Annotated in this window: 29 protein-coding genes; 15 read left to right on the forward strand and 14 right to left on the reverse strand. The window is 71.2% G+C overall.

Annotated features, from left to right (window positions below; genetic code table 11):
- Positions 1-30: 30 nt before the first annotated feature.
- Positions 31-477, reverse strand: a complete 447-nt coding sequence (gene aroQ / locus JOB34_RS15850) for a type II 3-dehydroquinate dehydratase (protein ID WP_208053606.1) — start codon at positions 475-477, stop codon at positions 31-33.
- Between the two features lie 189 nt (positions 478-666).
- Here aroQ and JOB34_RS15855 point away from each other — a divergent pair, with 189 nt between their 5' ends.
- The 3 genes from JOB34_RS15855 to JOB34_RS15865 are packed head-to-tail and all read left to right on the forward strand — an operon-like array spanning position 667 to position 2,774.
- Positions 667-1,569, forward strand: a complete 903-nt coding sequence (locus JOB34_RS15855) for a DMT family transporter (RefSeq protein WP_208053607.1) — start codon at positions 667-669, stop codon at positions 1,567-1,569.
- A 41-nt stretch (positions 1,570-1,610) separates the two neighbouring features.
- Positions 1,611-2,003 (forward strand): MmcQ/YjbR family DNA-binding protein, encoded by a 393-nt coding sequence (locus JOB34_RS15860; RefSeq protein WP_208053608.1) that lies wholly within the window; start codon positions 1,611-1,613, stop codon positions 2,001-2,003.
- A gap of 45 nt (positions 2,004-2,048) precedes the next feature.
- On the forward strand, positions 2,049-2,774 hold the full coding sequence (locus JOB34_RS15865; protein WP_208053609.1) for an LLM class flavin-dependent oxidoreductase: 726 nt from the start codon (positions 2,049-2,051) through the stop codon (positions 2,772-2,774).
- A gap of 31 nt (positions 2,775-2,805) precedes the next feature.
- Here JOB34_RS15865 and JOB34_RS15870 read toward each other — a convergent pair whose 3' ends face one another.
- Positions 2,806-3,390, reverse strand: a complete 585-nt coding sequence (locus JOB34_RS15870; protein WP_208053610.1) for a CGNR zinc finger domain-containing protein — start codon at positions 3,388-3,390, stop codon at positions 2,806-2,808.
- Positions 3,391-3,414: 24 nt separating this feature from the next.
- On the opposite strand from JOB34_RS15870, the gene JOB34_RS15875 reads away from it, so the two are divergent.
- Positions 3,415-4,209, forward strand: coding sequence for a class I SAM-dependent methyltransferase (locus tag JOB34_RS15875; RefSeq protein ID WP_208053611.1), 795 nt, complete (start codon positions 3,415-3,417; stop codon positions 4,207-4,209).
- A gap of 131 nt (positions 4,210-4,340) precedes the next feature.
- Positions 4,341-4,763, forward strand: a complete 423-nt coding sequence (locus JOB34_RS15880) for a DUF1810 domain-containing protein (RefSeq protein ID WP_208053612.1) — start codon at positions 4,341-4,343, stop codon at positions 4,761-4,763.
- A 72-nt stretch (positions 4,764-4,835) separates the two neighbouring features.
- Here JOB34_RS15880 and JOB34_RS15885 read toward each other — a convergent pair whose 3' ends face one another.
- Positions 4,836-5,693, reverse strand: a complete 858-nt coding sequence (locus JOB34_RS15885) for a CoA transferase (RefSeq protein WP_208053613.1) — start codon at positions 5,691-5,693, stop codon at positions 4,836-4,838.
- 27 nt (positions 5,694-5,720) lie between these two features.
- Here JOB34_RS15885 and JOB34_RS15890 point away from each other — a divergent pair, with 27 nt between their 5' ends.
- The gene (locus JOB34_RS15890) at positions 5,721-6,290 is read left to right on the forward strand and encodes a VOC family protein (RefSeq protein ID WP_347813896.1); all 570 of its coding nucleotides are present in this window, start codon (positions 5,721-5,723) and stop codon (positions 6,288-6,290) included.
- Between the two features lie 49 nt (positions 6,291-6,339).
- Here JOB34_RS15890 and JOB34_RS15895 read toward each other — a convergent pair whose 3' ends face one another.
- The 3 genes from JOB34_RS15895 to JOB34_RS17740 all read right to left on the reverse strand — a co-directional run bounded on the left by JOB34_RS15895 (position 6,340) and on the right by JOB34_RS17740 (position 9,362).
- Positions 6,340-7,434 carry an alkene reductase gene (locus JOB34_RS15895; RefSeq protein ID WP_347813897.1) on the reverse strand — a complete coding sequence of 365 codons (1,095 nt, stop codon included), beginning with the start codon at positions 7,432-7,434 and terminating at the stop codon, positions 6,340-6,342.
- 158 nt (positions 7,435-7,592) lie between these two features.
- Positions 7,593-8,960, reverse strand: a complete 1,368-nt coding sequence (locus JOB34_RS15900; protein WP_208053615.1) for an NAD-dependent succinate-semialdehyde dehydrogenase — start codon at positions 8,958-8,960, stop codon at positions 7,593-7,595.
- A 192-nt stretch (positions 8,961-9,152) separates the two neighbouring features.
- A complete protein-coding gene (locus JOB34_RS17740; RefSeq protein WP_233767628.1) occupies positions 9,153-9,362 on the reverse strand; it encodes a DUF3072 domain-containing protein in 210 nt (69 codons plus the stop codon).
- 365 nt (positions 9,363-9,727) lie between these two features.
- On the opposite strand from JOB34_RS17740, the gene JOB34_RS15910 reads away from it, so the two are divergent.
- Entirely contained in the window at positions 9,728-10,102 is a 375-nt protein-coding gene (locus JOB34_RS15910; RefSeq protein ID WP_208053617.1) for a hypothetical protein, read from the forward strand.
- Positions 10,103-10,154: 52 nt separating this feature from the next.
- Positions 10,155-11,330: an NAD(P)/FAD-dependent oxidoreductase gene (locus JOB34_RS15915; protein ID WP_208053618.1), complete on the forward strand. Its 1,176-nt coding sequence runs from the start codon at positions 10,155-10,157 to the stop codon at positions 11,328-11,330.
- Positions 11,331-11,364: 34 nt separating this feature from the next.
- Here the strand turns inward: JOB34_RS15915 and JOB34_RS15920 are convergent, their stop codons facing one another.
- From JOB34_RS15920 to JOB34_RS15945, 6 genes are all read right to left on the reverse strand, one after another.
- Positions 11,365-12,069 (reverse strand): glycosyltransferase, encoded by a 705-nt coding sequence (locus JOB34_RS15920; protein ID WP_208053619.1) that lies wholly within the window; start codon positions 12,067-12,069, stop codon positions 11,365-11,367.
- Entirely contained in the window at positions 12,060-13,388 is a 1,329-nt protein-coding gene (locus tag JOB34_RS15925) for a bifunctional PIG-L family deacetylase/class I SAM-dependent methyltransferase (protein ID WP_208053620.1), read from the reverse strand. The genes JOB34_RS15920 and JOB34_RS15925 overlap by 10 nt, the downstream gene beginning before the upstream one ends.
- Positions 13,385-14,431, reverse strand: coding sequence for an acyl-CoA/acyl-ACP dehydrogenase (locus tag JOB34_RS15930; protein WP_208053621.1), 1,047 nt, complete (start codon positions 14,429-14,431; stop codon positions 13,385-13,387). The genes JOB34_RS15925 and JOB34_RS15930 overlap by 4 nt, the downstream gene beginning before the upstream one ends.
- A 93-nt stretch (positions 14,432-14,524) precedes the next feature.
- On the reverse strand, positions 14,525-15,496 hold the full coding sequence (locus JOB34_RS15935) for a WcbI family polysaccharide biosynthesis putative acetyltransferase (protein WP_208053622.1): 972 nt from the start codon (positions 15,494-15,496) through the stop codon (positions 14,525-14,527).
- The gene (locus JOB34_RS15940; protein WP_208053623.1) at positions 15,493-16,710 is read right to left on the reverse strand and encodes a glycosyltransferase; all 1,218 of its coding nucleotides are present in this window, start codon (positions 16,708-16,710) and stop codon (positions 15,493-15,495) included. Before JOB34_RS15940 ends, JOB34_RS15935 begins: the two co-directional genes overlap by 4 nt.
- Positions 16,707-17,702, reverse strand: a complete 996-nt coding sequence (locus JOB34_RS15945) for a hypothetical protein (protein ID WP_208053624.1) — start codon at positions 17,700-17,702, stop codon at positions 16,707-16,709. The genes JOB34_RS15940 and JOB34_RS15945 overlap by 4 nt, the downstream gene beginning before the upstream one ends.
- 116 nt (positions 17,703-17,818) lie before the next feature.
- Here JOB34_RS15945 and JOB34_RS15950 point away from each other — a divergent pair, with 116 nt between their 5' ends.
- The 5 genes from JOB34_RS15950 to JOB34_RS15970 are packed head-to-tail and all read left to right on the forward strand — an operon-like array spanning position 17,819 to position 22,399.
- On the forward strand, positions 17,819-18,997 hold the full coding sequence (locus tag JOB34_RS15950) for a glycosyltransferase family 4 protein (protein WP_208053625.1): 1,179 nt from the start codon (positions 17,819-17,821) through the stop codon (positions 18,995-18,997).
- Positions 18,981-20,015, forward strand: a complete 1,035-nt coding sequence (locus tag JOB34_RS15955; RefSeq protein WP_208053626.1) for a glycosyltransferase — start codon at positions 18,981-18,983, stop codon at positions 20,013-20,015. The genes JOB34_RS15950 and JOB34_RS15955 overlap by 17 nt, the downstream gene beginning before the upstream one ends.
- Positions 20,012-21,010: a glycosyltransferase gene (locus JOB34_RS15960; protein ID WP_208053627.1), complete on the forward strand. Its 999-nt coding sequence runs from the start codon at positions 20,012-20,014 to the stop codon at positions 21,008-21,010. Before JOB34_RS15955 ends, JOB34_RS15960 begins: the two co-directional genes overlap by 4 nt.
- On the forward strand, positions 21,007-21,885 hold the full coding sequence (locus JOB34_RS15965) for a galactosyltransferase-related protein (protein ID WP_208053628.1): 879 nt from the start codon (positions 21,007-21,009) through the stop codon (positions 21,883-21,885). The genes JOB34_RS15960 and JOB34_RS15965 overlap by 4 nt, the downstream gene beginning before the upstream one ends.
- A 28-nt stretch (positions 21,886-21,913) precedes the next feature.
- Positions 21,914-22,399, forward strand: coding sequence for a 2'-5' RNA ligase family protein (locus JOB34_RS15970; protein ID WP_208053629.1), 486 nt, complete (start codon positions 21,914-21,916; stop codon positions 22,397-22,399).
- A gap of 57 nt (positions 22,400-22,456) precedes the next feature.
- Here JOB34_RS15970 and JOB34_RS15975 read toward each other — a convergent pair whose 3' ends face one another.
- Positions 22,457-22,966, reverse strand: a complete 510-nt coding sequence (locus JOB34_RS15975; protein ID WP_208053630.1) for a pyridoxamine 5'-phosphate oxidase family protein — start codon at positions 22,964-22,966, stop codon at positions 22,457-22,459.
- Positions 22,963-23,169: a hypothetical protein gene (locus JOB34_RS15980; RefSeq protein ID WP_208053631.1), complete on the reverse strand. Its 207-nt coding sequence runs from the start codon at positions 23,167-23,169 to the stop codon at positions 22,963-22,965. Before JOB34_RS15980 ends, JOB34_RS15975 begins: the two co-directional genes overlap by 4 nt.
- 95 nt (positions 23,170-23,264) lie before the next feature.
- On the opposite strand from JOB34_RS15980, the gene JOB34_RS15985 reads away from it, so the two are divergent.
- Both JOB34_RS15985 and JOB34_RS15990 read left to right on the forward strand, forming a co-directional pair.
- The gene (locus JOB34_RS15985) at positions 23,265-24,326 is read left to right on the forward strand and encodes an NAD(P)H-binding protein (protein ID WP_208053632.1); all 1,062 of its coding nucleotides are present in this window, start codon (positions 23,265-23,267) and stop codon (positions 24,324-24,326) included.
- A gap of 144 nt (positions 24,327-24,470) precedes the next feature.
- Complete coding sequence (locus tag JOB34_RS15990; protein WP_208053633.1) at positions 24,471-25,022, forward strand: DNA starvation/stationary phase protection protein; 552 nt, start codon at positions 24,471-24,473, stop codon at positions 25,020-25,022.
- Positions 25,023-25,024 lie beyond the last annotated feature (2 nt).

Here is a 25,024-nt window from a genome sequence, read left to right on the forward strand (position 1 = left end):
TCGACCTGCGTCACTCGTCCTTTTGCGACGTCAGCTCCCGTCGGCGCCTATCAGGGCCGCGAGCCGTTGGACGGCGAACTCGTACCCCTGGGTGCCGCAGCCCACGATCACTCCCGCTGCGATGTCGCTGAGGTACGACGTGTGCCGGAAGCTCTCGCGCGCATGCACGTTGGAGATGTGCACCTCGACGAAGGGCACGTCGAGCACCTGGAGGGCGTCACGGATCGCGACCGACGTGTGGGTGTACGCCGCGGCGTTGATCACCAGCCCGTCGATCGTGCCCACCAGGTCGTGCAGGTGGTCCACGAGCGCGCCCTCGCTGTTGCTCTGGAAGAACCTGGTGCCCAGGCCCGCAGCGGATGCCGCGTCGTGGCAGCGCTTCTCGACATCGGCCAACGTCTCGGTGCCGTAGACGCCCGGCTCCCGGGTGCCGAGGCGGTCCAGGTTCGGGCCGTTCACGACCGCGATCGTGGGCATCGTCGGTGCTCCTTGCGCTGCGGGGCCGGCGCGGCCGGGGTCGCCGACGGGACGGGTCGGGTCTCGCGAAAACGTACACCGGTGGCGCCGGTCCACGCCGCGCGATCACACCCTCACCGAATTCGCAGGGTCGATCGGCAATGCTTGTGCCATGTGTCCGCGTTCGGGTCCTCGCGACAGGTCTGCCGGATGACCGGCAACCTCCTGGTCGTCGTGGTGTCCCTTGCGGCCGCGTTCGCCTTCGCCATCTCGGCGGTGCTGAAGCACAGCACGGCGACCAGGGTGCCGCAGCTGGCGGGTTTCACCGTGCGGCAGTTGTGGCGGTTCGGCATCTCCACGGTCCTGCACCCGCTGTGGCTGCTCAGCCTCATCGCCGACCTCGCGGGAGTCGTGCTGCAGATCGTGGCGCTGCACGTCGGCGCCATCTCGGTGGTGCAGCCGCTGCTCTCCCTCGGCCTGCTCTTCGCTCTCCTGCTGCGGCACGTCGAGGCCCGCACCATCCCCGGCGCGGAGATCCGCTGGGCGGTGCTGCTCATCGCCACGCTGATCGGCTTCCTCTTCGTGTCCGGCATCAGCTCGGTCAACGCCAAGTTCGAGACGGTCGACCAGATCCCGGCGTCGATCGCCGCGGCCATCGGGATCGTGATCATCGCCAGCTGCGTCGTGATCGCGCGGCGAGCCCACACCATGCAATGGCGCACCACCTCACTCGGTATCGCGGTCGGGATCCTCTATGCGATCAACGCCGCTCTGCTGAAGACGTGCACGCAGAAGTTCGAACACGGCATCCCGACCCTGCTCACCAGCTGGACGCCGTACGCCGTCGTCGTCGTCGGCGTCTCGGGGATCCTGCTGTGCCAGCTCGCCTATCAGGCGGGTCCGCTGGTCGCCAGCCAGCCCACGATCGCCGTGGTCGACCCCCTGGCGAGCGTCGTCATCGGGGTCGTCGTCTACAAGGAGGCCTTGCGTCCCGGGTACTGGGTGTTCCCGGCGATGGTGATCCTGCTGGCGCTCATGTCGGTGGCCATCGCCCGCCTGGCTGCGGTGGAGCCCGCGCCGGACACCACACCGGGCGCTCTCGGGCACGACTGAAATCTTCGTCCGCAGTCGGTGCTGCGTCGTACCGTGGCGCGATGGCGCACCCGATCAGGTTCGACGACGACGATCCCCTGCTGCGGCGGTTGCGCGAGCTGGCACTGGCGTTCCCGCAGGCGCAGGAGAAGGTGGCGCACGGCCGCCCGACGTTCTTCACGACCAAGGTCTTCGCCTACTACGGCGGGTCGGTGAGGGGCGACCACGGGTCCGACCTGCTCGCCCATGCACTGCTCTTCCTGCCGGACGCGGACGAACGGGCCGCGCTGCTGGACGACGACCGCGTGCACGTGCCCGCCTATCTCGGCCCGTCCGGGTGGTTGGCCCTCGACCTCGCCGGCGCCGAGCCGGACTGGGACGAGGTGCGCGAGCTGCTCGACGCGTCGTACCGACGGACCGCGCCGCGCACCCTGGTGGCGCGCCTGGACGCGTGATCGTGCGGGCCGGCACCGTCGCCATGTCCGGATTACGGTGGGCACGTGACGACAGCGGATGACATCAGGGATCTGCGTGTCAGGCTCGGCCCGGTCGGCGCGTGCATCGGGGTGAGCGCGTCGGCGCCCGCGATCGTCGGGCAGGTCGCCGGCGTGCGGGAGCTCGAAGCATCCGGGTACCGCGCGATCTGGACGAACGAGATCGTCGGCGCTGACGCGCTGGTGCGGTCGGCTCTGTGGTTGGCCGCCACCGCGGACGCCGTCGTCGGCACCTGCATCGCCAACGCCTGGGTGCGGCCCGCCCAGACCGCTCATGCTGCCGCCACCCAGCTCGCCCAGGCGTTTCCGGGTCGGTTCTTGCTCGGAGTGGGCGTCGGATGGCCTCAGCAGGCCGCGAGCGTCGGGCGTGAGTACGGCAGTCCGCTGCAGACCGCGCGGCACTACCTGGACCAGCTCACCGACCGCGACTACCCGATGCTGCTGGCTGCCAACGGCCCTCGGATGACCGCAGTGGCCGCCGAACTGGCAGACGGCGCCCTGCCCGCCGGCCAGTCGCCGCAGTTCACGGCGCAGGTGCGCGACCAGATCGGCGCCGACCGCCTGCTGATCGTGTACGTGCCCGTCGGCGAGTCCGGTCCGGACGAGCTGAACGACGCGATCTCCCAGCACCGCGCCATGGGTGCCGACCACGTCGTGGTCGGCACGCCGTACGACGCCGACTTCGAAGCGGCGGCGCGCCGCCTCGCCGACCTGGCTCCCGCCCTCGGCTGAACCGACGTCGCGGCGGGCGGTCGGGCCGGGGTCAGGCGCGCTGCCTCGCGCGGTGGGCGGCGGCCTTGACGCGGCTCTGACACGCCTCGGAGCAGAAGCGGCGCAACCCGTTGCGTGAGACGTCGACGAAGACGCGGTCGCACGCGGGTGCGGCGCAGACGCCCAGCCGGTCTGCGTACTCGCTGCCGAGGACGGTCGCGAGTCCCATCCCCACCGCCGCACCCCAGCCGGAAGCGTCCGCCCCGCGATCCCCGTGGAAGTGCAGATGCCACGGCTGGCCACCGTGCGACTCGAGCCGTGGACGCGCCGCGTAGCGATCGAGCAGCGCGTTCGTCACCTCGGCGGCCTGATCCATCTCCCGGGCCTCGACCAACTCGTAGACCGGGCGCACCCGCCGCGCGAGGTCGATGAACGCGTCCATCGCGCCGGCATCAGGCACGCGCGCGTCGCGCCCGCTGAGCCGGACCGCGTCGGCGAGCCCGGACAGCAACTGCGCCGGACCGGGCACGTCGTACGGCCGGCCCTGCCGTTCACCGGGGGTCGCGACGTTGACGAGTTCGCGCCCCACCGCCACCACACCGTCAACATGACTGCCGAAATCCACTTGACTAGTCACATCCTTCTCTCTAGCGTGACTGACATGACTAACTTTACCAGTAACAAGATCGGACCGGCCCCGGCACGTGCGCTTGAGTGGCTGCGGCGGTGGGATGCGCAACAGGAGCGTTACGTCCCGGACCGCGACGAGCGCTTCGCGGTGATCGGCGACGTCGTCGCAGCCGTGGTCGCCGACGCTCCCTCGCCGGTCGTCGTCGATCTCGGCGCGGGCCCCGGATCGCTGTCGGTGCGGCTGCTCGACCGCATCCCGCACGCCCGGCTGGTCGCCGTCGACGCCGACCCCCTCCTGCTCGGGCTGGCGCGGAGCGCCTACGGCGACCGTGCGGGTCTGCACGTGGTCGAGCATGACCTTCGCGACGAGGGGTGGGCTGCAGCCGCGCATCTGTGGGACGGCAGTGTCGACGCGATCGTGAGCACCACCGCTCTGCACTGGCTCACCGGCCCGCAGCTCGCTGCCGTTTACGCGACCGCCGGCAGGTTGTTGCGGCCCGGTGGTGTACTGGTGGACGGCGACCATCTCCTCGAGACGGACGGCCGCGCGCAACTGCAGCACCTCACCCGCGTCGTACGCGACGCACGGGTCAGTCGGGTCGGTACCGGCGCGAACGAGGACTGGGCCGCCTGGTGGGATGCGGTCGGTCGCGCACCCGAGCTGGCCGACCTCGTCGGCGTCCGAGGAGCGCGTCCCATCGAGCACGACGTGCCCGACCTGCCGTCCCTCGACGACCACGTCCGCTACCTGCGCGACGCCGGCTTCACCGAGATCGGAACGGTCTGGCAGCACGGCGACGACCGCGTGCTCGTAGGAGTCCGTTGAGTCGCGCTCGAACTGCTTGTCGGGCTCCTCGCCCGTCGATAACCTCGCCGGGTGGGCGAGGCGAAACGGGCCGGCGGTCTGCGCTCGGACCGGCTCGGCCCAACGCGGTCCCTGCTGTCAGGACGTCGGGCATGAGCTTCGAACTGGAGCGCTTCGAGACGGCTCAGGACGGTGGCACCTACGACACCGCTCTGCGCGAGTTGCGCGCGGGCGACAAGCGCAGCCACTGGATGTGGTTCGTCTTCCCCCAGATCGCCGGCCTGGGCATGAGCCCGACGGCGCAGCGGTACGCCGTATCGGGCCTGCCCGAGGCTCGCGCGTACCTGCAGCACCCCGTGCTCGGCCCGCGGTTGCGGGAGTGCTGCGAAGCGCTGATCGGTGTGCGGGGCCGCTCCGCCGTGCAGATCCTGGGCGGCATCGACGGGGTCAAGCTGCGGTCGTCGATGACGCTCTTCCTGCGGGCCGATCCCGCTGAACGTCTCTTCACCCAGGTGCTGGATCGCTACTACGACGGCTCCCCCGACCCGCGAACGGACGAGTTGCTCGCAGACTGAGTTTCGACCATGCACACCGGGGCAGATGTGCCCCGGTGTGCATGGTCGAAACGTCGGCGACCGCGAGGAGTCTCACGGTGCCCGCACCGCCACGACGGGCAGCCCTCGCTCCTGCGCCCAGACCTCCCACTCGTCCGCGGGTCGGGTGCGGAAGGTCGCCTCGAAGTCACGCCGGCTGCCCTCGACACCGAGTCCTCGCACCAGCTCCTGCCAGAAGTGCGGCTCCAGCGCCGCGACGGCCACGAAACCGGTGGATGCCTCGTAGATGCCGTATCCCGGGAGCCCACCGGCCAGAGGTCCGCCCGGTGCGGTGAGGCCGTGGTGGGCGGCCTGCGCCATGTCGTACGCGACCTCATTCAGCACCACTTCGCGGTAGCCACCCTCCCCCGTGCGCGCCGCGTGCAGCAGCACCGCACAGGACTCGGCCGTCGCGCGTTCGGCACCGGCCAGGTCGGCCACGAGCACCGTCGGCATCTGCGGGGGACGCAGCGTGCCCGCGCTCGCCTGGTAGGTGAGGTCGTGACCGGGAAGGTCGCCGGCGGCGCCAGGGTCACCGACGATCGCGACGTACGACAGCCGGGGCATCCGCGACCGCACCGACTGCCGGTCGAGGCCGAGCCGCTCGAGGGCCCGAGGACGAGAGGAGGTGAGCAGGAGATCGGCGTCGTCGAGCAACTGCCACAACGACGCCCGTCCGGCCTCGCGCTTGAGATCGAGCTGCACGAGATCCTGGCCCGCCACCAGCTCGTCGTAGTAGGAGCGGCACGCCGCGGCCAGCGGATCGCCGGTCGGCGGTTCGACCTTGGCGACCCGCGCACCCAGTGCGTGCAAGCGAGCACCCGCGACCGGGCCGGGCAGGTTGACCGCGAGCGTGACGACACGCACCCCGTCGAGGGGCAGGTCCGTGACGTCGCCACTTGTCTGCGGCATGCGGCAACTCCTCGGCTTGCGTGGCGCGTGAGCGAGCGGTCGTCCGGCGTACCCGCCGACGACACGACCATCATGTCGACCCTGCCGGTGCTGATGCTGCCGGATCCCGGGATGTCGCTGGGCGCGAGTAGCTTCCGGACCATGGAACAGCATCTGTCGTTCATCACCCTGGCCGTCGCCAGCACGGCCACCTCGCGCCGGTTCTACGTCGACGGACTGGGATGGCAGCCGGCGTTCGAGGCCCCCGGCGAGGTGATCTTCCTACCCGTCGGGCCGACGGTGATGTTGTCGCTCTGGTCGCGCGAGGGCTTCGTCGCGGAGGTCGGCGAGCCGATGAGCGGGCTGGCACCGGTGACGCTCTCGCACAACGTGGGGTCCCCGGCCGAGGTCGACTCCGTCCTGCAGGTCGCGCGGGCGGCAGGCGGCGAGGTGTCGCCGGGAGAGCACCGCGACTGGGGCGGCTACTCCGGCTATTTCTCCGATCCGGACGGTTTCCGGTGGGAGGTCGCGCACAATCCGCAGCCGCTCGCAGAGGACCTGCTGCATGCCGTACGCCGTTGGCACGCCTCGAAGTCCGGCGTAAGCGAGCACACATGACGAAGCCGGGCGGGTCCACGAGGACCCGCCCGGCTCAGTCAGCTCGGGGTCAGGCGGAGCGACGCTCGGCCGACTCCTGCAGCGTCGGGTAGTCGGTGTACCCCTCGGCGCCGCCGCCGTAGAACGTGTCCGAGTTCGGCTCGTTCAGCTCGGCACCGGCGCGCCAGCGCTCGGCGAGGTCGGGGTTCGCCAGGAACTCACGGCCCACGGCGACCGCGTCGGCGTGCCCCTTCTCCAGCACCTCGTTGACGTCGTCCAGGGTGGTGACGCTGGAGAAGCCGGAGTTGACGATGACCGGTCCGCCGAAGCGGGTGCGCAGATCGGAGACCAGCGTCGACGCGGGGTCGGCGAGGATGCTCAGGTAGGCCATCCCGAGCGGCGCGATCCCGTCGACCAGCGACTCGTAGGTCGCGCGGGTCTGGACCTCGTCCTCCTCCAGCACACCCTGGATGTTGTGCGCCGGCGAGATGCGCATGCCGACCCGGTCGGCACCGATGGCCTCGGTCACGGCCTTGGCGACCTCGACCACGATGCGAGCCCGCGCCGTCGGGGAGTCGCCGTACGCGTCGGTGCGCTGGTTGCTCGACGGGGCGAGGAACTGGTGCAGGATGTAGCCGTTCGCGGCGTGGATCTCGACACCGTCGAGGCCGGCGCGGATGGCGTTGCGGGACGCCGAGACGAAGTCCTCGATGAGCGCGGGGATCTCCGAGGTCTCCAGCGCGCGCGGCGTCGGGTAACTCTGCTGACCGGTCGGCGTCACGATCTTGCCCGGGGCCGCAATGGCACTGGGCGCGATGGTCTCGATGCCGTTCTTGTTGTCCGGGTGCGCGATCCGGCCTGCGTGCATGAGCTGGACGACGATCTTTCCGCCACGTGCGTGCACGGCGTCTGCGACCTGGCGCCAGCCCTCGACCTGGGCGTCGCTGTGCATGCCCGGCGTGGCCATGTAGCCCTGGCCGACGGCGCTGGGCTGGGTGCCCTCGGTGATGATCAGACCGGCGGTCGCACGCTGGGAGTAGTACTCGGCGTTCAGCTGGGCGGGGGCCTCGCCCTCGCTCGCACGGTTGCGGGTCAGCGGGGCCATCACGAAGCGCTGCGGCAGATCCCAGCGGCCGATGCGGATCGGGTCGAAAGCAGTGGGCACAGCAATTCCTCCAGCAGAGAGACGGTTGAACTTTCTACTTCGGTCCAACCAGCCGGACGCTGAAGCCATTCCGCGGGTCGAGGAGACACCCGTCACGCCGAACGCCGGGGCCCGCACTCCCGAAGGGGCGGACACCGGCGTTCGGCATGGAAACGCAGCTACTTGGCGGAGCCGCGCACCAGCTTCTTGTTGACGAACTCGTCCATGCCGTACGCCGCCAGCTCCCGGCCGTATCCGGACCGCTTGACGCCACCGAAGGGCAGGTCCGGCGCGGTGGTGCCGTGCTCGTTGACGAACGCCATCCCGACGTCGAGCCGCTCGGCGACCGCGCGACCCTTGTCCGCGTCGGTGGTCCACACCGATCCGCTCAGCCCGAACTCCGATGCGTTGGCCGCGTCGACGGCCTCGTCGGCGGACGCCACCTTGTAGACGACGGCGACCGGACCGAAGAGCTCCTCGGTGTAGGCGCGCATGTCCTTGGTGACGTCGGTCAGCACGGTGGGTGCCATGAACGACCCGTCGCGGTCGAGCCGCTTGCCACCCGTGCGGACCGTCGCGCCCTTGTCGATCGCGTCCTTGACCTGCTCCTCGAGCAGGTCCAGAGCGGAAGCGGAGGACATCGGACCGACCTGGGTGTCGTCCTCGAACGGGTCCCCGACCTTCGACCCCTCGAACTGGGCGGTCAGGCCATCGACGAAGTCGTCATAAAGGTCGGCCATCACGTACATCCGCTTCGGGGAGTTGCAGGCCTGCCCGCAGTTGGACAGGCGCGCGCGGGCCGCGATCTTCGACGTCTTCGCCACGTCCGCGGAGTCGAGCACGATCATCGGGTCGGAGCCGCCCAGCTCGAGCACGGCTTTCTTCAGGTTGCGGCCCGCCGCCTCGGCGACCGCCGCACCGGCGCGCTCGCTCCCGGTGAGCGAGACTCCCTGGACCCGCGGGTCGGCGAGCATGTCGGCGACCTGGTCGTTGCTCGCGAAGATGTTCTGGTAGGCACCCTTGTCGACCCCAGCCTCGTGCAGGATCTCCTCCATGAGCAGCGCGGAGGCCGCGCAGATCGGGGCGTGCTTGAGCAGGACGGCGTTGCCCAGCAACAGGTTCGGGGCGACGAAACGGGCGACCTGGTAGTAGGGGAAGTTCCACGGCATGATCCCGAGGAGGACGCCGACCGGCTCCTTGCGCACCACCGAACGGTCGTCGAGGGTGTCCTCGACCAGACCTTTGGGACCCTGCTCGGCGTAATAGCGGTAGATCGCGGCAGCCAGGGCCACCTCGCCGGCGGCCTGCTTGAGCGGCTTGCCCATCTCGCGGGCGATCGTGTGGGCCAGCTCGTCCGACCGCTGCTCGTAGAGGTCGGCCGTGCGACCGAGGGCGGCCGCACGGTCCGAGGCGTCGGTCGCGCGCCAGGCGGAGTAGCCGCGCTCGGCGGCGTCCAGCGCGGTCTTCACGCCCTGCTTGTCGAGCTCGGGGAAGGTCTTCAGCACCTCACCGGTCGCGGGGTTCTCCGTGCGGTATTCGCTCGTCATGCGTGATCACCTTTCGTCACCGACGGCGTCGTTGCCGTGGGCTGGCCAGATCGTGGCCTCTTGCTCCTTTGTACTCCGCATGACGCCGCGACCTCGCGTCGCGTCGGACCGCGACGAGTGGTGGACGGGTAGGCGTACGCGACCAGGTGGCGCCGCCGCGAGCGGGCTGCGCCACGTGGTGGGTGCGGGAACTCAGTCGACGCGCGGGCTCTTGCCCTGCAACCGGTCGATGTGTTCGGAGGCCTGCGCCTTGGTCAGGTCGGCCGGCAACTGCTCACCCGACTCCTTGGCCAGGGTGTCGAGGTAGCTGCGCTGCGCCGCGGTCATCGGCTCGTCGCCGGTCACCCAGTCGCTGGGGTCCTTCTCCAGACCCTCCTGATGCTGCGGCGTGCTGGCGCCGATCGTCTCGCCGCCCGCGGCCGCGTCGGTCGGACCGGCCTTGGAGGTGTCGGCGGGCCGGCCGTCGGCAGCCTGGTCGGGAATGGTCTCGGAGCCGGCGGGGACGGGGGTCTCTTCGGGAGTGGTGCCCGGTTGATCGCTCATTGGCTCACCGTAGCCACGCGCACCGACACCCGCCGGGGCACCGCCTCCACGGGCACCGGACCGCTCGTGCGATGGTGCGTCATACCCGGCCCGCGCATCGTCCCACCCACCGCGCGCGGTGCGCACCGTACCCAGGTGCACGGTGGTGGAAGCAGCAACGGTTGTCCGCGCCCAGAACGGTTACTACTACAGATGTACCTTCCCCGCCTCGAACGGAGATCCCCATGACGGACCCCACCCCCGAATCCTCAGAGAACGACGCTCCTCCCGCTCAGGTCACGGTCAGCACCGGCTTCGCCGAGCGGGTCGGACCGGACGGTGTACGCCGGTGGACGGAGCTGATCCAGGAGGTCGCCGACAGCGCGCACGGAGCCAATACCGACGAGATCGCCGAAATGCTCCAGGCACGGCTCGACGCCGACGGCCTCGCCGGCCCTCCCGTGGAGATCAAGCGCCTGGGCGAGGCGATCGCGAGCCATCCGGGTGGTGGCATCGCGTTCGTCTACGACGGCGGCGAGCACATCGGCGGGCCGCATGCCCAACCCACGGGCTCGGCCCATCAGGACACCGAGTCCGACGACCGGCCCCTCTACTCCTGAACCGTCGGGCCCGTTCGCGACCACCACCACCTCAGGAAGGCGTCACCTCCACGTGGCACACCACGCACTCATCGTGATCGGGAGCGGACCGGCCGGTGTCGCCGCCGCCAGGGAGTACCTGGACGTCGGCGGGGACGGCCCGGTAACGCTTTTCACCGCCGATGTCGACCTGCCGTACCAGCGGCCCCCGCTGTCCAAGGAGATGCTGCGCGACACGACGAGCGCTCCCCATGTCATGCCGATCCTGGACGACGAGCAGGGGCTGAGCGGCGTTGACGTGCTCCTGGGTCGGCCCGTCGCGCACGTGGACCCGCTGCACCACACGGTGACGGTGGGCGACGACGAGCACACCTACGACCGGCTGGTCCTGGCTCCCGGTGCGCATCCGACACCACTACCCGTAGCCGACGACGACGCGCAGGTGCTCTATCTGCGGAGCCTGCGTGATGCCCGGGCCCTCAGCACGGCCGCCGCGCACGCCCGGACGGCCGTGGTGATCGGTTCGGGCTTCATCGGCTGCGAAGCCGCGGCGTCCCTCGCCATGCGGGGTATCGAGACCACGCTGATCACATCGGAGCACGGCCCACAGGCCGCCCGACTCGGCGCGCACGCGTCCGAGGTGATCACTGGGTGGCTGACCGAGCTCGGCGTGCGACTGGTGACCGATGCGACCGTCACCGGCGTGCACGCACCGCGCACCGTGCACACCGACGACGGCCGCACCCACGCGGCAGACCTCGTGCTGGCCGCGACCGGCGTGACGCCCAGCACCGATTTCCTGCAGGACAGCGGGTTCGCGATGTACGACGGGCGCATCGTCGTGGACGAGCGGCTGCGGACCACCATGCGCGACGTCTGGGCCGCGGGCGATGCGGTGCACGCCCACCATGCCCGTGCCGGACGGACGCTGTCGGTGGAGCATTGGGGCGATGCGTCGACGATGGGTGAGATCGCCGGCGGGGGCGCCGCCGGGCACGACACCGAATGGAGCGATCCCCCCGGATTCTGGAGCGAGATCGGCGCGCACCAGTTGAAGTACTCGGCCTGGGGCGACGGCTGGGACGACGTGTCAGTCACCGAGCGCACGGGGGGATTCACGGTGCGCTACGGCCGGGACGGCCAGCTCGCCGGCGTGCTCACCTACGGCGCCGACGACGACTACGAGGCCGCTGCGGATCAACTGGGCCGGGCGCGGTTCTCCTCCGCCGGGTCCGGCGACGACCAGTGACCGGCGCGCCCACCGGGCGTGAGCCGTGGGTGGATCAGGCGCCGCGCACCGGGCGGCCGTCGAGGTCGTCGCGCAGGTAGCCGGCGAAACCGTCCGGCGTACGCCCGATCGTGCGTGCGGAGGTCAGCACCGGCAGCGCCGCGGAGGCTGCCCATCGCAACCCGACGGCCTTGACCCGTTCGGCGAAGTCGACGTCCTCGTGCGCCGGGAGCGGACGGAAGCCGCCGGTCGCATCCAGTGCCCTCCGGCTGAAACCGAGGTTGGCGCCGTAGACGTAGCCGTGTCCGTCCCCGTCGCTGTGCCGCGCCTGCCAGCGCGCGAACTGCGCTGCGGTGATCTCCGTGTCGTCGGGCACGACCGTCCCGAGCAGCAGGTGCAGGCCCGATGCCGCGGCGTCGACCTGGTGCACCAGCCAGTCGACCGGGACCGCCGAGTCCGCGTCCGTGGTGGCGAACCAGTCGGGCGCCGCCGCGACGACGAGCCGGCGCACTCCGGTCTGGCGCGCCGCTCCGACGTTGCCGGCCGACGTGGGGGCGATCAGGACATCCGGGTGCCTGCCGACCGCGACGGCACTGGCGTCGACGCAGGAGTCGAGCACGACCATGACGCTGACTCGGACGTGTGGGCGCTTCACCCGCAGCCATTCCGTCGCCGCGTCCAGGGCGCCCAGGCAGCGGGGCAGCAACGCCGCCTCGTCACGTGCGGGCACCACCACCCCGACCCGTTCGATCACGGACACGGCCCGAACACCTCCAGCAGTACGTCGTCGTCGACATGCCGGGCGTGCACCGGCAGGTCGAGCAGTTGCCCGGCACGAGCGTGCACGTCGCGGCCGTCCAACTCCCAGCCCTCGATCGGGTGCGCCCAATGGCACAGGAGGACATACCCACCAGAGCGCAGCGTCATGCGCGCCCGACGCAACACGGCGTCCAGATCCACCGGGCTGAGGAAGTAGCCGATCTCCGACAGCACGATCAGATCGAAATCGCCCTCCGGCCAGTCGCGCGGCACGCTGCCCTGGCGCACCTGCACCTGCGGGTACGCCGCGAGCCGGGCAGTCGCCTCCTGTACCGCCGTCGCGCTCAGGTCCTGGCAGATCAGGCTGTCGCAGTGCGGAGCGAGTGCGGCACTGAGCTCGCCGACCGAGCACCCCGGCTCGTAGGCGCGCGCGAAGCGTCGCGCCGGGAGCATCGAGACGGTCAGGTCGCGTTTGCGGCTCTCGTAGTCGCTGCTGCGCACCTGCCACGGGTCGCCGCGCGTCGCGTGCAGTCGTTCGAAGAGCTCCACCTCGGCGAGCCCCGAGGAGTCGACGAACGTCTCGAACGGCCGGTCGAAGTGCGCCAGCATCCCCGCTCCGAGCAGCACTTCGTCGCCGGGCGCGCCTGACAGCGGCTCGATCTGGGACACATGGGTCGCGAGCGCGCGCCGCTTGGCCGCGCGCTGCTCGTCCTGCAATGGCAGCACCCGCATCCGCGCCCACGGGACATCGTCGCCGGAGCCCCAGTGCCACAGCCAGATCGGGTACTCCAGCAGCAGCGCACCGGTCTGCTCGGCGACCTGTGCGGCCACCGCGCCGAGCGCGTCGTGATCGGTGTGCCCGTCGTGCCGCCACGGCGCGGCGATCACCGCACCGACCCCGAGGTCCGCGACCGATTCGCGCAGCGCTGCCGCCACCGACGCGGCGTGGGCGGCGAGGTCGCCGTCGGGCAGGCCCAGGTGCCGCACGCGCGCGGCGGGCGCCAGGATCGCGACGGCGTCCATCACCTCGATCCGTCGTACCCGTGCCAGCTGCGCCCGGTCGTACGTCGGGGAGTCCGGGTGCGATCCCTCGCCGTCCGAGGCGACGATCACGTCGACGGGCACACCGGCCTGCGCGACCAGGTGCAGCAGGCCGCCGGCGCCGAGCGTCTCGTCGTCGGGATGGGCCGCGATCACCACGAGCCGCCGCAGGCCGTGGCCTGGCCGGATCGTCAACGTCGGCAGACTCCCCCACCGCTCGTCGGCGAGCCACTCCTGCTCCGGGCGACCGCTGTCGAGATGGTCGAACGCCGGCGTCATCCCTCGGGCCGGTCGATGGCGAGCCGCGCGCCCAGGGCGGCCAGGTCACGCTCACCGTGATCCTGACGGACGTAGACCGACAGGTCGGCGACCCGGCGGGCGTGCTCCTCGTCGAAGGTGAGCGGCGCGGGTCCGGTGGCCCGGGCGGTGGTGCCGAGGACGTCGTCGACGACCGAGCGGACAAGACCTCGCACCCGCCGCGCGAGCACTTCGTCGTCGGCCCGTGCCGCGGAATCGTCGATGTGAGCGGCCGCATGCGCCAGAGCGGCCCGCGCCGCGAAGAGCAGGGTGTCCGCCTCCCCGAGATGCAGCTGCGCGATCTGGTCGGGTGCACGGCCCGTGCCTGCTTGGCGCGGAGCGAGCCGGCGCGCCACGCCCGCAGCACCGCCGTACCAGCACGCGGCGACCCCGATCCCACCCCACCAGAACCCCGGTCGTACGAGGTACCACCCCTGCTCGCCGACCGGCACCGCTGCGACATCGGCGAATTCGGCCGGCGCAGAGGGGATGTCGACCAGGCCTCGGCTGGACCACTGCCCGCTGCGGGGGCGCACATCGTGGCCGAGGGAGACGGCGAAGAGTCGCCGGTCGGTGTCCGAGGTCCACGCGGTCACGAGGGCGTGGGACAGCTGGCCGGCGAGGGAGCACCACGGTTTGACCCCGTCGACGACCCATCCGGTCGAGGTCTCCCGGGCGGCGAGACGCCCGTCGGGGCCCTCCGCCGCGAAGACGCCCCAGGTCGAGCGCTCGTCCGCGCCGACGTCGCTCGGGGACAGGTCGGCCTGGTGCAGGATCGAGAGAGCGTCGATGTGCGGCTCGAGCGCACGGGCGATGGTCAGGTCGTACGCCGCGATGCGCGACATCGCGTCCCACAGCTGCATCGTCGACCCGCCGCCGGGCGTCGGAAGCGAGTGCGCCAGCTCGCCGGCCAGGTGCAGCGCGAACGGGACCCGTTGCGCCGGGACGGCATCGGGCAGGCCGAGCGCGATCTGCGCATCCGGCGCGCACAACGTCCCGGAGGACACCTCATCGGTCCACGACATGACGCTCAACGTCCTTCCCGAGCCGACGGGCGGCCGGAGGTGCCGCACCCTCACTATGACAAGCCGCTCGCGCGACCGCCTCGGAGCGTGCGCTCAGAGTCCGAGCGTGCGCACCAGCTCGGCGTGCTGCTTCAGTCCGGTCTCGATCGCCTCGGGGTGCTCGGCGTACCAGCGCAGCTGTTCGTCGGCCACCTCCTGCTCGGCGACCTCGTCGCCGCGGATCTGCCAGCTCGTGCTGCCCTCGCCGTCGATCCCGAGGGCGTCCAACGTCTCGGCGTAGACCGGGGTACGCAGCTCACCGAGGAGCACCCGACCCGGGTCGCTGACCTCGCCGGTCAGGCCGAGCCGTTCCAGGATCGCCTGCGACTCGTGCAGCAGCACGTGGTTGTGCGGGTGGTTGACGACCCACGTGGTGTCCGCACCAGCGCGTTCGAGGATCGTCGCGGCGTCGATGGTGCCGTGGTGCTCCTGGCGTCGCCGTAGCTGGGCGAGCGAGTCCTCGTGCACCGCGCGTACGCCGTCCGCGTGGACGGGTTCGAACGACACCGGCACCCTGTTCGCAGCCGCCACCAGCACCCGCAGGTCGTGGTAGGGCACGACGGGCGGATCGCCCGCCTCCACCCGGACGATCACCTGGGTGGGGAAGAGCGCCGCCCAGTAGACCGACGGGAAACGCGCGATCGACGCGCGCTCCGGGAGCTCGCGGGCGATCTCCTGCGTGCCGAGCGGCAGGTCGCGGTACCCGTCGACGATCGGCTGTGCGACCAGGTAGGACGTGTCGGCCAGCACCTTGCGCAGATGCGGGAGATCGTCGGCCACCAGCTCGTGCACGGGCGGCATCCGCAGCGTGCGCCACCGACCGTCGGCGGCACCGTCGAGCAGCACCCGGGTCGCCTCCGCCTGGCAGTTGCCGTAGACGACCAGCAGCGGCAGGTCGGGGTTGTCCGGTGAGTGCAGCCCGTAGAACTCGCCGTAGTGCTCGCGGCGCCCCTGGTCCTCCGACTGTCCCGCAGCGTTCGTTCCGTCCGTATCGTTCACGGCCCGCTCGTGCGTCTGGTCGCTCATCGTCGATCCATCCGTCCCAGTACCTGTTCCAGCCCGTCGTCGGGCACCGCACCGGCCCACGACGGACGCGGCACGGGCGCGGGGTCGGGCGCACCGAGTGCCAGCGCGCGGGTGCTCCGGATCCGGAGCACCCCTGGCACGTGCGCCTCGCCCGCCGCGCATGCTGCAGTCAGCGTGCCCTGCAGCAGCAGTGGTGTCCAGAGATCGACCAGAACGCGGGCACGGTCGCCGACGGCAGGCGGCAGCGGTCCGGCGTGCACCCTGGGGTCCGCGGTCAGTGCCTCCGGCACGCCCGCGTGGTCGACCAGCCAGATGCCCGCATCGCTGTCGCGCAACAGGCTCGACGCGGTGAGGAAGAGCTCTGCCTCGGTGTGCCGGCCGTGCAGCCGCACGGCGATGTCGGGCCGGGCCCAGAGCAGTCCCCGCCCTCGCACGCTGGGCAGCGTGATGCGTTCGGCGAGCACGAGGGACTCGGCGTCCTTGGCCGCACGGGCCGCACTTCGGGCACCTGCGCGTGCACCGGCGTCCGGGCCGTCGTGCCAGGCGACGGCGTCCGGCACGTGCCGCAGCCGCGCACCGAGCAGCCAACATCGCCACGCCAGATCCCAGTCCTCGCCGCCGTACCCGGTGATCGTCGCGTCGAAGCCGCCGGCCCGTTCGAAGAGTGCACGGTCCACCGCGAGCACCGCCGAGATGACCAGTCGGAAGTCCTCCTCACCTGCGTCGCGCAGGTCGTGGGTGCGCGCGTACCCGTCGCGCAGCCACCCCGGTGAGGGCAGCCTGCGCTCGGCCGGTGGACCGTCCCGCACCCACTGCGCGACCTGCTCGCCGGTGCATCCGGCGAAGTCGGCGTGCTCCCGTCGCCCGACCCCGAGCAGGTACGTCGGCGCCTGCTCGTGCACGCGGGCGAGCGCCGCGAGATATCCGGGTGCCGGCACGGTGTCGCCGTCGAGGAAGACCAGCAGGTCGCCCTCCACCGTCGCGGCGCCCAGGTTGCGCGCGGCCGCGGCTCGGAAGCCCCGGTCCTCTTGGCCGACCACGTCGCATCGGTAGGGCAGACGGGGCGGCACGGGCGTCGGAGCCGATCCGTCGTCGGCCACCACCACGTGCATGCGGTCGGCCGGAAAAGACTGGCTCGCAAGGGCGTTCAGCACCCACCGCAGCCGCTTCTCGTCGTTGTAGTGGGGAATGACGACCCCGATGGTCGCGCTCACACGAGCCCGATCGCCTCGATCGCGGCGAGCTGCATCGCCGCGGCGGTCCCGGTGTCCGGCAACGCGGCGCCGTCCCACTCGGCTTCACGGATCCACGTCGACGTCGGGTCGTGCAGCGCCGCACCGATCGCTGCCGGGAGATCGGCCGCGACGGTGACGGCCCACGGCGCGCGGCGATGCAGCTCGCCGACGTACGCGCCGGGCGTCACGATGGGGCGACGGGCGGCGCTGATCCACCGGTTGATCGAGCCGGACGCAGAGATGTGGGTGTGCGCGCTGACCGGAGTGCCGGCCCGGGCAGTCCAGCGCTCGAGGTCCCCGTCGGTGACGTATCCCGTGCAGACGAACGAGCGACCCTGCGCCGCCGCCTCGTCCTCCAGCTCGGTCAGGAGATCCTCGTGACCGTCGGACGGCGCGCCGACCGCGACCAGCGGCACGCCCGTCGGCAGGGAGGCCATCGCCGCCAGCGTCTCGGCGTGTCCCTTGCCGGGGTAGACGAAGCCCAGCACGACGACGGCGCCGTCGGTGCTGCCCTGCGCACCTGCGGGCGGCCCCCACCGCGTCGGTCGGTCCACCGGCAGCGGCACCACCGCGACCGGCGGCATCGCGCCGTCCCCGCACGCACCCCACACCTGCTCCAGCAGACCCCGCTCGTGCTCGCTGCTCACCTGCACCCCGCGCGCGCCGGCGACCACCCGCGCGTACCCCTGGCGTCGCCGTTCGAAGGACGCACCGTCCGAGGGCTGGGGCAGGTCGTGCAGTGTGACCGACAGGGGACGGGTCCCCACGAGAGCGGCCAGGCGCTCGGCGGCGTCCAGCGCGTCGCGACCGAAGATGCGGTCGGTGAAATGCAGGTGGACCGGCCCTGGGGGCAGGGTCCCGTCCTCGATGTTTACCAGGGGGGCCCCCCGGGTACGCCGACCTAGGGCCTGCGCATGCAGCCGCACCCCGTGCCGGACCGGTCCGGCGAGCACGAACGTGAGGTCACTCATGGTGCGTGTCCTCCCGGAGCTGCCTGGCGCGGAAAGAGCCCAAGGCCCTCGATAGCTGGGTCTATGGTCACATCAGCGACGCCCGCGTCCGAGCCGAACGAGGTGGACATGCTCCAATGCCGCATCGCCGTCACCCGCTCGGTGACGCCCCGATGAGCTGGCGCACGCCCTCGCTGCGCGACGCGGACCGGCTGCGCGTCGCGATGCTCGCACCGGCCCGCAACGACATCGCCCCGCCGTTCTCCGGTGGCTTGGAATCGATGGTGTGGCACCTGCGCAGCCAGCTGGTCGCCGACGGGCACGAGGTGACCCTGATAGCCCGGGAGGGTTCCGACGAGGTGGAGGACCAGTGGGCGCTCGACGGCGGCCGCTGGGCGCCCAGCGAGCTCGCGACCCAGGACCACTCGATGCCCGCAGCCGAGTTCATGACCGAGCATCACACCTACCTCTCGGCCATGCGTCGGCTGGCCGCGGTGGGCCATTTCCGGTTCGACGTCATCCACAACCACTCGCTGCACTATCTCCCGCTCGCCATGGCCGACACCTGCGAGGTGCCGATCCTCACCACCCTGCACACCCCGCCCACGCCGTGGCTGGAGTCTGCCATCGCCTCGGCGACGGGCAAGGTCGGTGGGTTCACAGCCGTCAGCGACTACACCGCGCGCTCCTGGGACCGACTCCCGGAGGTGCCGGCGGTGATCCACAATGGCGTCGACCTCGACTGGTGGCACCCGGGACCCGGCGGTGACCGGCTGTGGTGGTCGGGTCGGATCACCCCCGACAAGGCTCCCCACCTCGCCATCGAGGCGGCACGACTGGCACACCTGCCGCTGGACTTCGCCGGCCCGATCAGCGACCAGGCCTACTTCGAACGCGAGATCCGGCATCGGCTCGGATCCGATATCCGCTACCTCGGGCACCTGTCCGGCGCCGCCCAGGTCGAGCACGTACGCCATGCCCGCGCGGTCCTGGTCACTCCCACCTGGGACGAGCCCTTCGGGCTGGTGGTCATCGAAGCGCTCGCGTGCGGCACGCCCGTCGTCGCGTTCGGCCGCGGCGGCATCCCCGACATCCTCACGTGCAGCCGGATCGGTCGTCTCGTGCCTGCGGACGACGTCGCCGCCATGGCGCAGGCCGTTCAGCGCGTCGACGAGATCTCCCGGGTCGAGGTCCGACGCTTCGCCGAGCGCCACTTCTCGCTGCGCCAGATGAGCCGCTCGTACGTCGACGCCTACCGCGCCGTCATCGCCAGTTCACTGCCACGGATCGCGTCGCCCCATGTCCTCGCGCCCTGAACACCGTCCGATCCGCGTCTGCACCATCCCCGGCAGGCACTCCTACGTCGACCGTTGCCTGGCCGGGGCGCCCGACGTCGTGCACCTGCCCGATCCTGCGGGCAGCACGTCGTACGACGACCCGTGGCGCCCATCGCCGGCCCTCGAGCCGGCCTGGGTGCGCGCGTACGCCGGCCAGGTCGACCTCATGCACCTGCATTTCGGCTACGAACACCGCACGCCGCAGCAGCTGCGCACCTGGACCGAGACCCTGATCTCGGAGGACATCCCGTTCGTCCTCACCGTGCACGACCTGGACAACCCGCACACGCCCGGCCAGGAGCGTCACCACGCCTCGTTGGGCGTGCTCACCAGGTCGGCGGCAGCGACGATCACGCTCACCCGCGGCGCTGCGGAGGAGCTGAAGCGTCGTTACGGTGTGACAGCTCACGTCATACCGCATCCCCACCAGTTCGACCTCGGACTGGTGGGCCGGCGAGTGCGGGCGCGGGCCCGCCGCGGCGGCCGGATCGGTCTCAACCTGCGCTCGCAGCGTCCCAACGTCGATGCCCTCGCGGCACTGTCGCTGCTGCGGCAGGCACCCGCCGACACATCCATCGTGGTCCGGGTGTCGGCCGCGATCCTCACCGGTGGCGACGAGGTCGGCAACGTGATCGCCGACGGAGCACGCGAGGGGCGCTGGGAGGTCAGCGCGGTGCCCGGCTACACCGACGAACGTCAGCTGTGGGAGTTCCTGTCCGGGATCGACGCCCTGATCCTGCCCTACCTCTGGGGCACCCACTCCGGATGGGTCGAGTCGTGCTGGGACGTCGGCACGAGCGTCGTCGCGCCCGCGATCGGGTACTACGGCGAGCAGCACCCTGTGGTGACGCTGGCACTCAACGCCCGGCCGGACGTCGTCCAGCAGGTGCTCGGCGAGCTGCGGCCCACCGAGGGCGCGACCGTGCAGGAGCGACGCGCGAAGCAGACCGAGGTCGCGGCCCGGCACGCCGCGATCTATCGGCAGGTGCTCGGTTGATCGGGTACTACGTGCACCACCAGGGGTCGGGCCACCTGGCGCGGCTGACCAACCTCGCTCGACACCTGCGATCCCCTGTCACGGCACTGAGTTCGCTCGACGCGCCGTCGGACTGGCGTGGCGAATGGGTCCCGTTGGCCCGGGACGACGATCCGCCGCCCGGGTCGAACGCTGACATCGAGGCGCACGGCCGGCTGCACTGGGCGCCACTACGGCACGGCGGATACACCGCGCGGATGGCGACGATCTCGGCGTGGATCGCCACCCACCGGCCGCGGCTGATGGTGGTCGACGTGTCGGTCGAGGTGACCCTCCTCGCGCGCACCCTCGGTGTACCCGTCGTGGTGGTCGCCATGCGCGGCGAGCGAGCCGACCCGGCCCACGAGCTGGCGTACGACGTGGCGCAGGCCCTGCTCGCCCCGTGGCCCGCGGAGTTCGCCGAGCCGCACTGGCCGGAGCGATGGATCGCCAAGACCGTTCACACCGGGGCGTTCTCGCGTTTCGATGCGCCGCGTGTCGGTCCTGCACCGGCCGCAACCGGGACGCAGCGCTCCGTGACGTGCCTGCTCGGTGGCGGCGGTGCGGACCTGCCCGCGCGGTTCGCCCCGTCGGTCGCGGCGGCGACACCCGACTGGCGCTGGACGTTCTGCGGTGGTGACTTCGGGCCCAGCGCGATCCCTCTGCGTGATCTGCTGGCGGCCTCGCAGGTGGTCGTCACGCACGCCGGTCAGAACGCCGTGGCCGAGGTTGCCGCACTGCGCCGTCCCGCCGTGGTCGTGGCGCAGCCCCGTCCGCACGACGAGCAGCTGGCGACGGTCCGCGCACTCGCGGCCGGGGACGTCGCGGTCACCTGCGAGCGCTGGCCCGCCGCGAACGACTGGCCGGCACTGCTGGCGCGCGCGGTCGCAACCGGCGGCACGTCATGGTCGCGCTGGAACGATCTGCAGGGGGCCCGGCGCGCAGCCGACGCCCTCGACGGGCTGGGGTCGCTGTGAGCGCCCGTGAACGCCTGGCGCTGGTGACGATCGCGCACGGTCGCCATGCGCACCTGGCCGCCCAGGTCGAGCATCTGGCGCGCGGCACCCGCCGTCCCGATCGGCACGTCGTCGTCTCGATGGGGGACGAACAGATCGCGCCACTGCTGTCGGGGGTGCCTGACACCGACGTGCTCTCGGTCGACGCCGACCCCGCACGTCTCCCCCTGGCCGCCGCGCGGAACGCCGGTGCCACCGCTGCTCTCGACGGCGGCGCGGACTCCCTGGTGTTCCTCGACGTCGACTGCCTGCCCGGTGTCCGTCTGCTCGAGCGGTACGCCCAGGTCACGTCCGCCGAAGCAGACTCCGACGGTCCGACGCCGGTGATCTGGAGCGGCCCCGTGCACTACCTGCCCGCGCTGGAGCGGGGCGAAGCGTCGTACAGCGCTGCAGACCTCGCGCTCTCCCGACCACACCCCGCCCGCCCTGTGCCCGACGGTGATCGACTGCTGGACGAACCGCGGCTGGAGCTGTTCTGGTCGCTGTCCTTCGCGCTCACCGCGGCGACCTGGCACCGGCTCGGCGGGTTCTGCGAGGACTACGTCGGGTACGGCGCGGAGGACACCGACCTCGCCCGCGTCCTGGGCCGCGAGAGCGGCCGCCTGACCTGGGTGGGCGGAGCGACCGCGTACCACCAGCACCATCCGACGAGTACGCCACCGGTCCAGCACGTCGCGCCGATCGTGCGCAATGCCAACGTCTTCCACCGTCGCTGGGGGGACTATCCGATGCTCGGTTGGCTGCGCGAATTCGAATCGCAGGGCCTTGTGCGGCACGACGAGCGCACCGGCGATTGGTCGATGTGCCAGGACACCCGCGCCGTCACGACACCGTGACGAGTCGCTGGCATGCGAGAGTCGGACCGTGCCGTTCTCCTCGCTCGATCTGAGCCTCGACCCGGCGTCCGATGAAGCCGTGCGGGCCGGATGGCAGGCACTGGAGCAGCAGGAGATCCCCTCCGAGGGGCGCCGCACCAGCCCGACGCACCGTCCCCACCTCACGCTGCTGGCCGCGCCGACGGTGCCTGCCGACCTCCTGGAGCGTGCAGCCCGCGATCTGCGGCCCCTCCTGCCGGCTCGCCTGACCGCCCGCGCGACCGTCGTCTTCGGCCGCGGGCCCTTCGTCGTCGCGCACCTCGTCGTACCGGACCCGGTGCTGCGCGCAACGGTCGCCGATCTGCGCGACGATGGCGACCTGTGGATCCCGCACCTGACGCTCTCACGCAAGGTGCCCGTGGATCGCCTGACCGACGCGCTACGAGCCGCCGAGGGCGCTCGACCCATCGTGGTCGTAGCACAGCAGCTGCGACATTGGGATGCGATGCATCACATCGTCACGCCGTTCACTTAGGCCCGCGCGTTCTGGCAGACGCCCGTGCCCCGGCCGCCGGTCAGGCGCCGGTGTCGATCAGAGATCGACCGTCCTGTTGTCACCGCCGGGCGGCTTCTCGCCCGTCGTGAGGGTGCGCACGATGCCGACGAGACGCGACGGCTTGGCCGGGGTGTCCCAGTACTCCGCCGTGTCCGCGGTGACCTTGATGAGCACCACCCGCTCGTCCTCCGGCTCGGCCTGCAGCCATGCCTCGGCGAACTTGTTCCACAGCTCCCGGTTCTTGGCCGGGTCGTGCACGACCTCCGCCGTGCCGCTCAGCGAGATGAAGTCGTCTGAGTCGGAGAACGCCAGGTTGATCCTCGGATCGGCTCGCAGCTCAGCCACTTTCGGCGAGTCAGCGGCTGCGAAGAACCACAGCAGATCGTCGTCGGTCTGCTGGATGCCCATGGGCCGGGACACGAGGCGCCCGTTGTCGTCGACCGTGGTCATCATGCAGAAGCGTGCCTTGTCCAGGAGCTTCCAGACGGTGTCGCGCGCCTCGTCGTCCTGCGTGACGGGCGATCCGTGGGCGGCCTGCGATGTCATCCCAACTCCTCCGGGTCGGCCTGCGGGGTGGTCTCGTCCGAGACGGTCTTGTCGGCGCGATAGTCGCGCGGAGCGCCGTCGGCCTCGGTCTGGGAGTCCTCCGCCGGGGGTACTCCGTCGTCGGTGCCGGGCGAGTCCTGCACGCTGCCGCCCGGGGTCATCATGGAGGTCTCGGATACCTGCTTCTCGTCGTCATGACTCATCTGTGCAGTATGCGCCGCGCTTCGGCGGTGCCGCCCGCCCGCCGGGGGTGGGCGGCGCTGCTGACGGGCCCGCGTGCACGCCGTACTGTCGAAGAATGCCCCAGTCCCAGCGTGTCCTCGTCACCGGTGCCAGCGGATACGTGGGGGGACGGCTCATCCCGGAGCTGCTGCGCCGCGGTCACTCCGTCGCCGGCGGCTTCTACGACGTCGACAAGGCCGACGGTTTCTGGTGGTCGGACCGGATCGACGCCGTGCAGCTCGACGTATCGGACAAGGAGCAGGTGCTCGCCGGCCTCGACGGGGTGCACACGGCGTACTACCTGATCCACGGTCTGGGCGGCGACGACTTCATGCAGAAGGACCGGGACGCCGCGCAGACGTTCGCCGACGGTGCGCGCGACGCCGGCGTCAGTCGCATCGTCTACCTGTCCGGCATCGTCCCTCCCGTGGACCACGACGAACTGTCGGACCACATCAGTTCGCGCCTGGAGGTCGAGGACATCCTGACCGGCTCCGGCATCCCGACGTACGCGTTGCGTGCCGCGATCCTCCTGGGCAGCGGCTCCACGTCGTTCGAGATCGTGCGGCAGCTGTCTGAGCGACTCCCGGTGCACACCGTCCCCACCTGGATGAAGTCGCAGGTGCAGCCGATCGCCATCGTCGACGCCGTGAAGGCGCTGGCGGGCTGCGTCGACCACGACGGCGAATCGCGTTCCTACGACATCGGTGGCTCCGAGCGGATGCCCTACTCCGACCTGCTCGCACTCTTCACCAAGGTCGCCGGTCTCACCCGCCCCCAGATCGAGATCCCGCTGCTGCCGACCGCGCTGGTCGGCAAGCTCGCCGGTCAGTTCGCGGACGTCCCCGGTTCGACGGTGGAGTCACTGGTGGAGAGCCTGCACGAGGACATGGTCTGCTCCGAGACCGACTTCCGCCGCGATCTGCTGCCGGACGGGTACGAACTGGTGGGGGTCGAGGCAGCATTCGACCGGGCCCTTGCCGACCCGGCGGACGACGCCGACCCGGCCGAGCTGGACCCCGTCGGACCGTGGCCGAACGACCCGGACTGGGCCGGTGGCAGGGTCGAGATGGACGACGACGGGACGACCCACAAGAAGGGCCTGCTGCGCTCGGTCGTCGACCGCATCACCGACTGACCGGCAGCCGGGCGAGCTGCCGACGTGGCGGCCCCTGCGGTGTAACGTCGAAGACAATCCGCGAATCACGTCCCATTTCAGTCCATCCGGTGCCTTGCCGCTAGCTGCCGCAACATCCGGACGGACTCAGGCAGAGGAGTCACCATGGCCGTGCGCTACACCGTCCCCGGAGTGTCCACCAAGGACGCCGAGCAGCTCATCAAGACCCTGCAGAAGCGGCTCAGCGCCTACAACGACCTGCACCTCACGCTGAAGCACGTGCACTGGAACGTCGTCGGGCCCTACTTCATCGCGGTGCACGAGATGATCGACCCGCAGGTCGATCTGGTGCGTGGGTACGCCGACGCCGTGGCCGAGCGCATCGCCACCATGGGCGGCTCGCCCTCCGGGACGCCCGGTGCGATCGAGCGGGACCGCACCTGGAAGGACTACTCGATCGGCCGGGACACCGTCCTCGCACACCTCGGCGCGCTCGACCTGGTCTACAACGGCGTCGTCGAGGACAACCGCAAGGCGATCGCAGCAGCCGGCGAGATCGACCCGATCACCGAGGACATGCTCATCGGTCAGACCGCGGAGCTGGAGAAGTTCCAGTGGTTCGTGCGCGCGCACCTGGAGGACCTGGGCGGCAACCTGGCCAGCGCCGACTCCAGCACCGAGAAGGGCGCGGCCGAGGCGACCCGCACGGACGCCTGACC

The sequence above is a fragment of the Allobranchiibius sp. GilTou38 genome (genome assembly GCF_017565325.1).
GTDB classification, from domain to species: Bacteria; Actinomycetota; Actinomycetes; order Actinomycetales; family Dermatophilaceae; genus Allobranchiibius; species Allobranchiibius huperziae.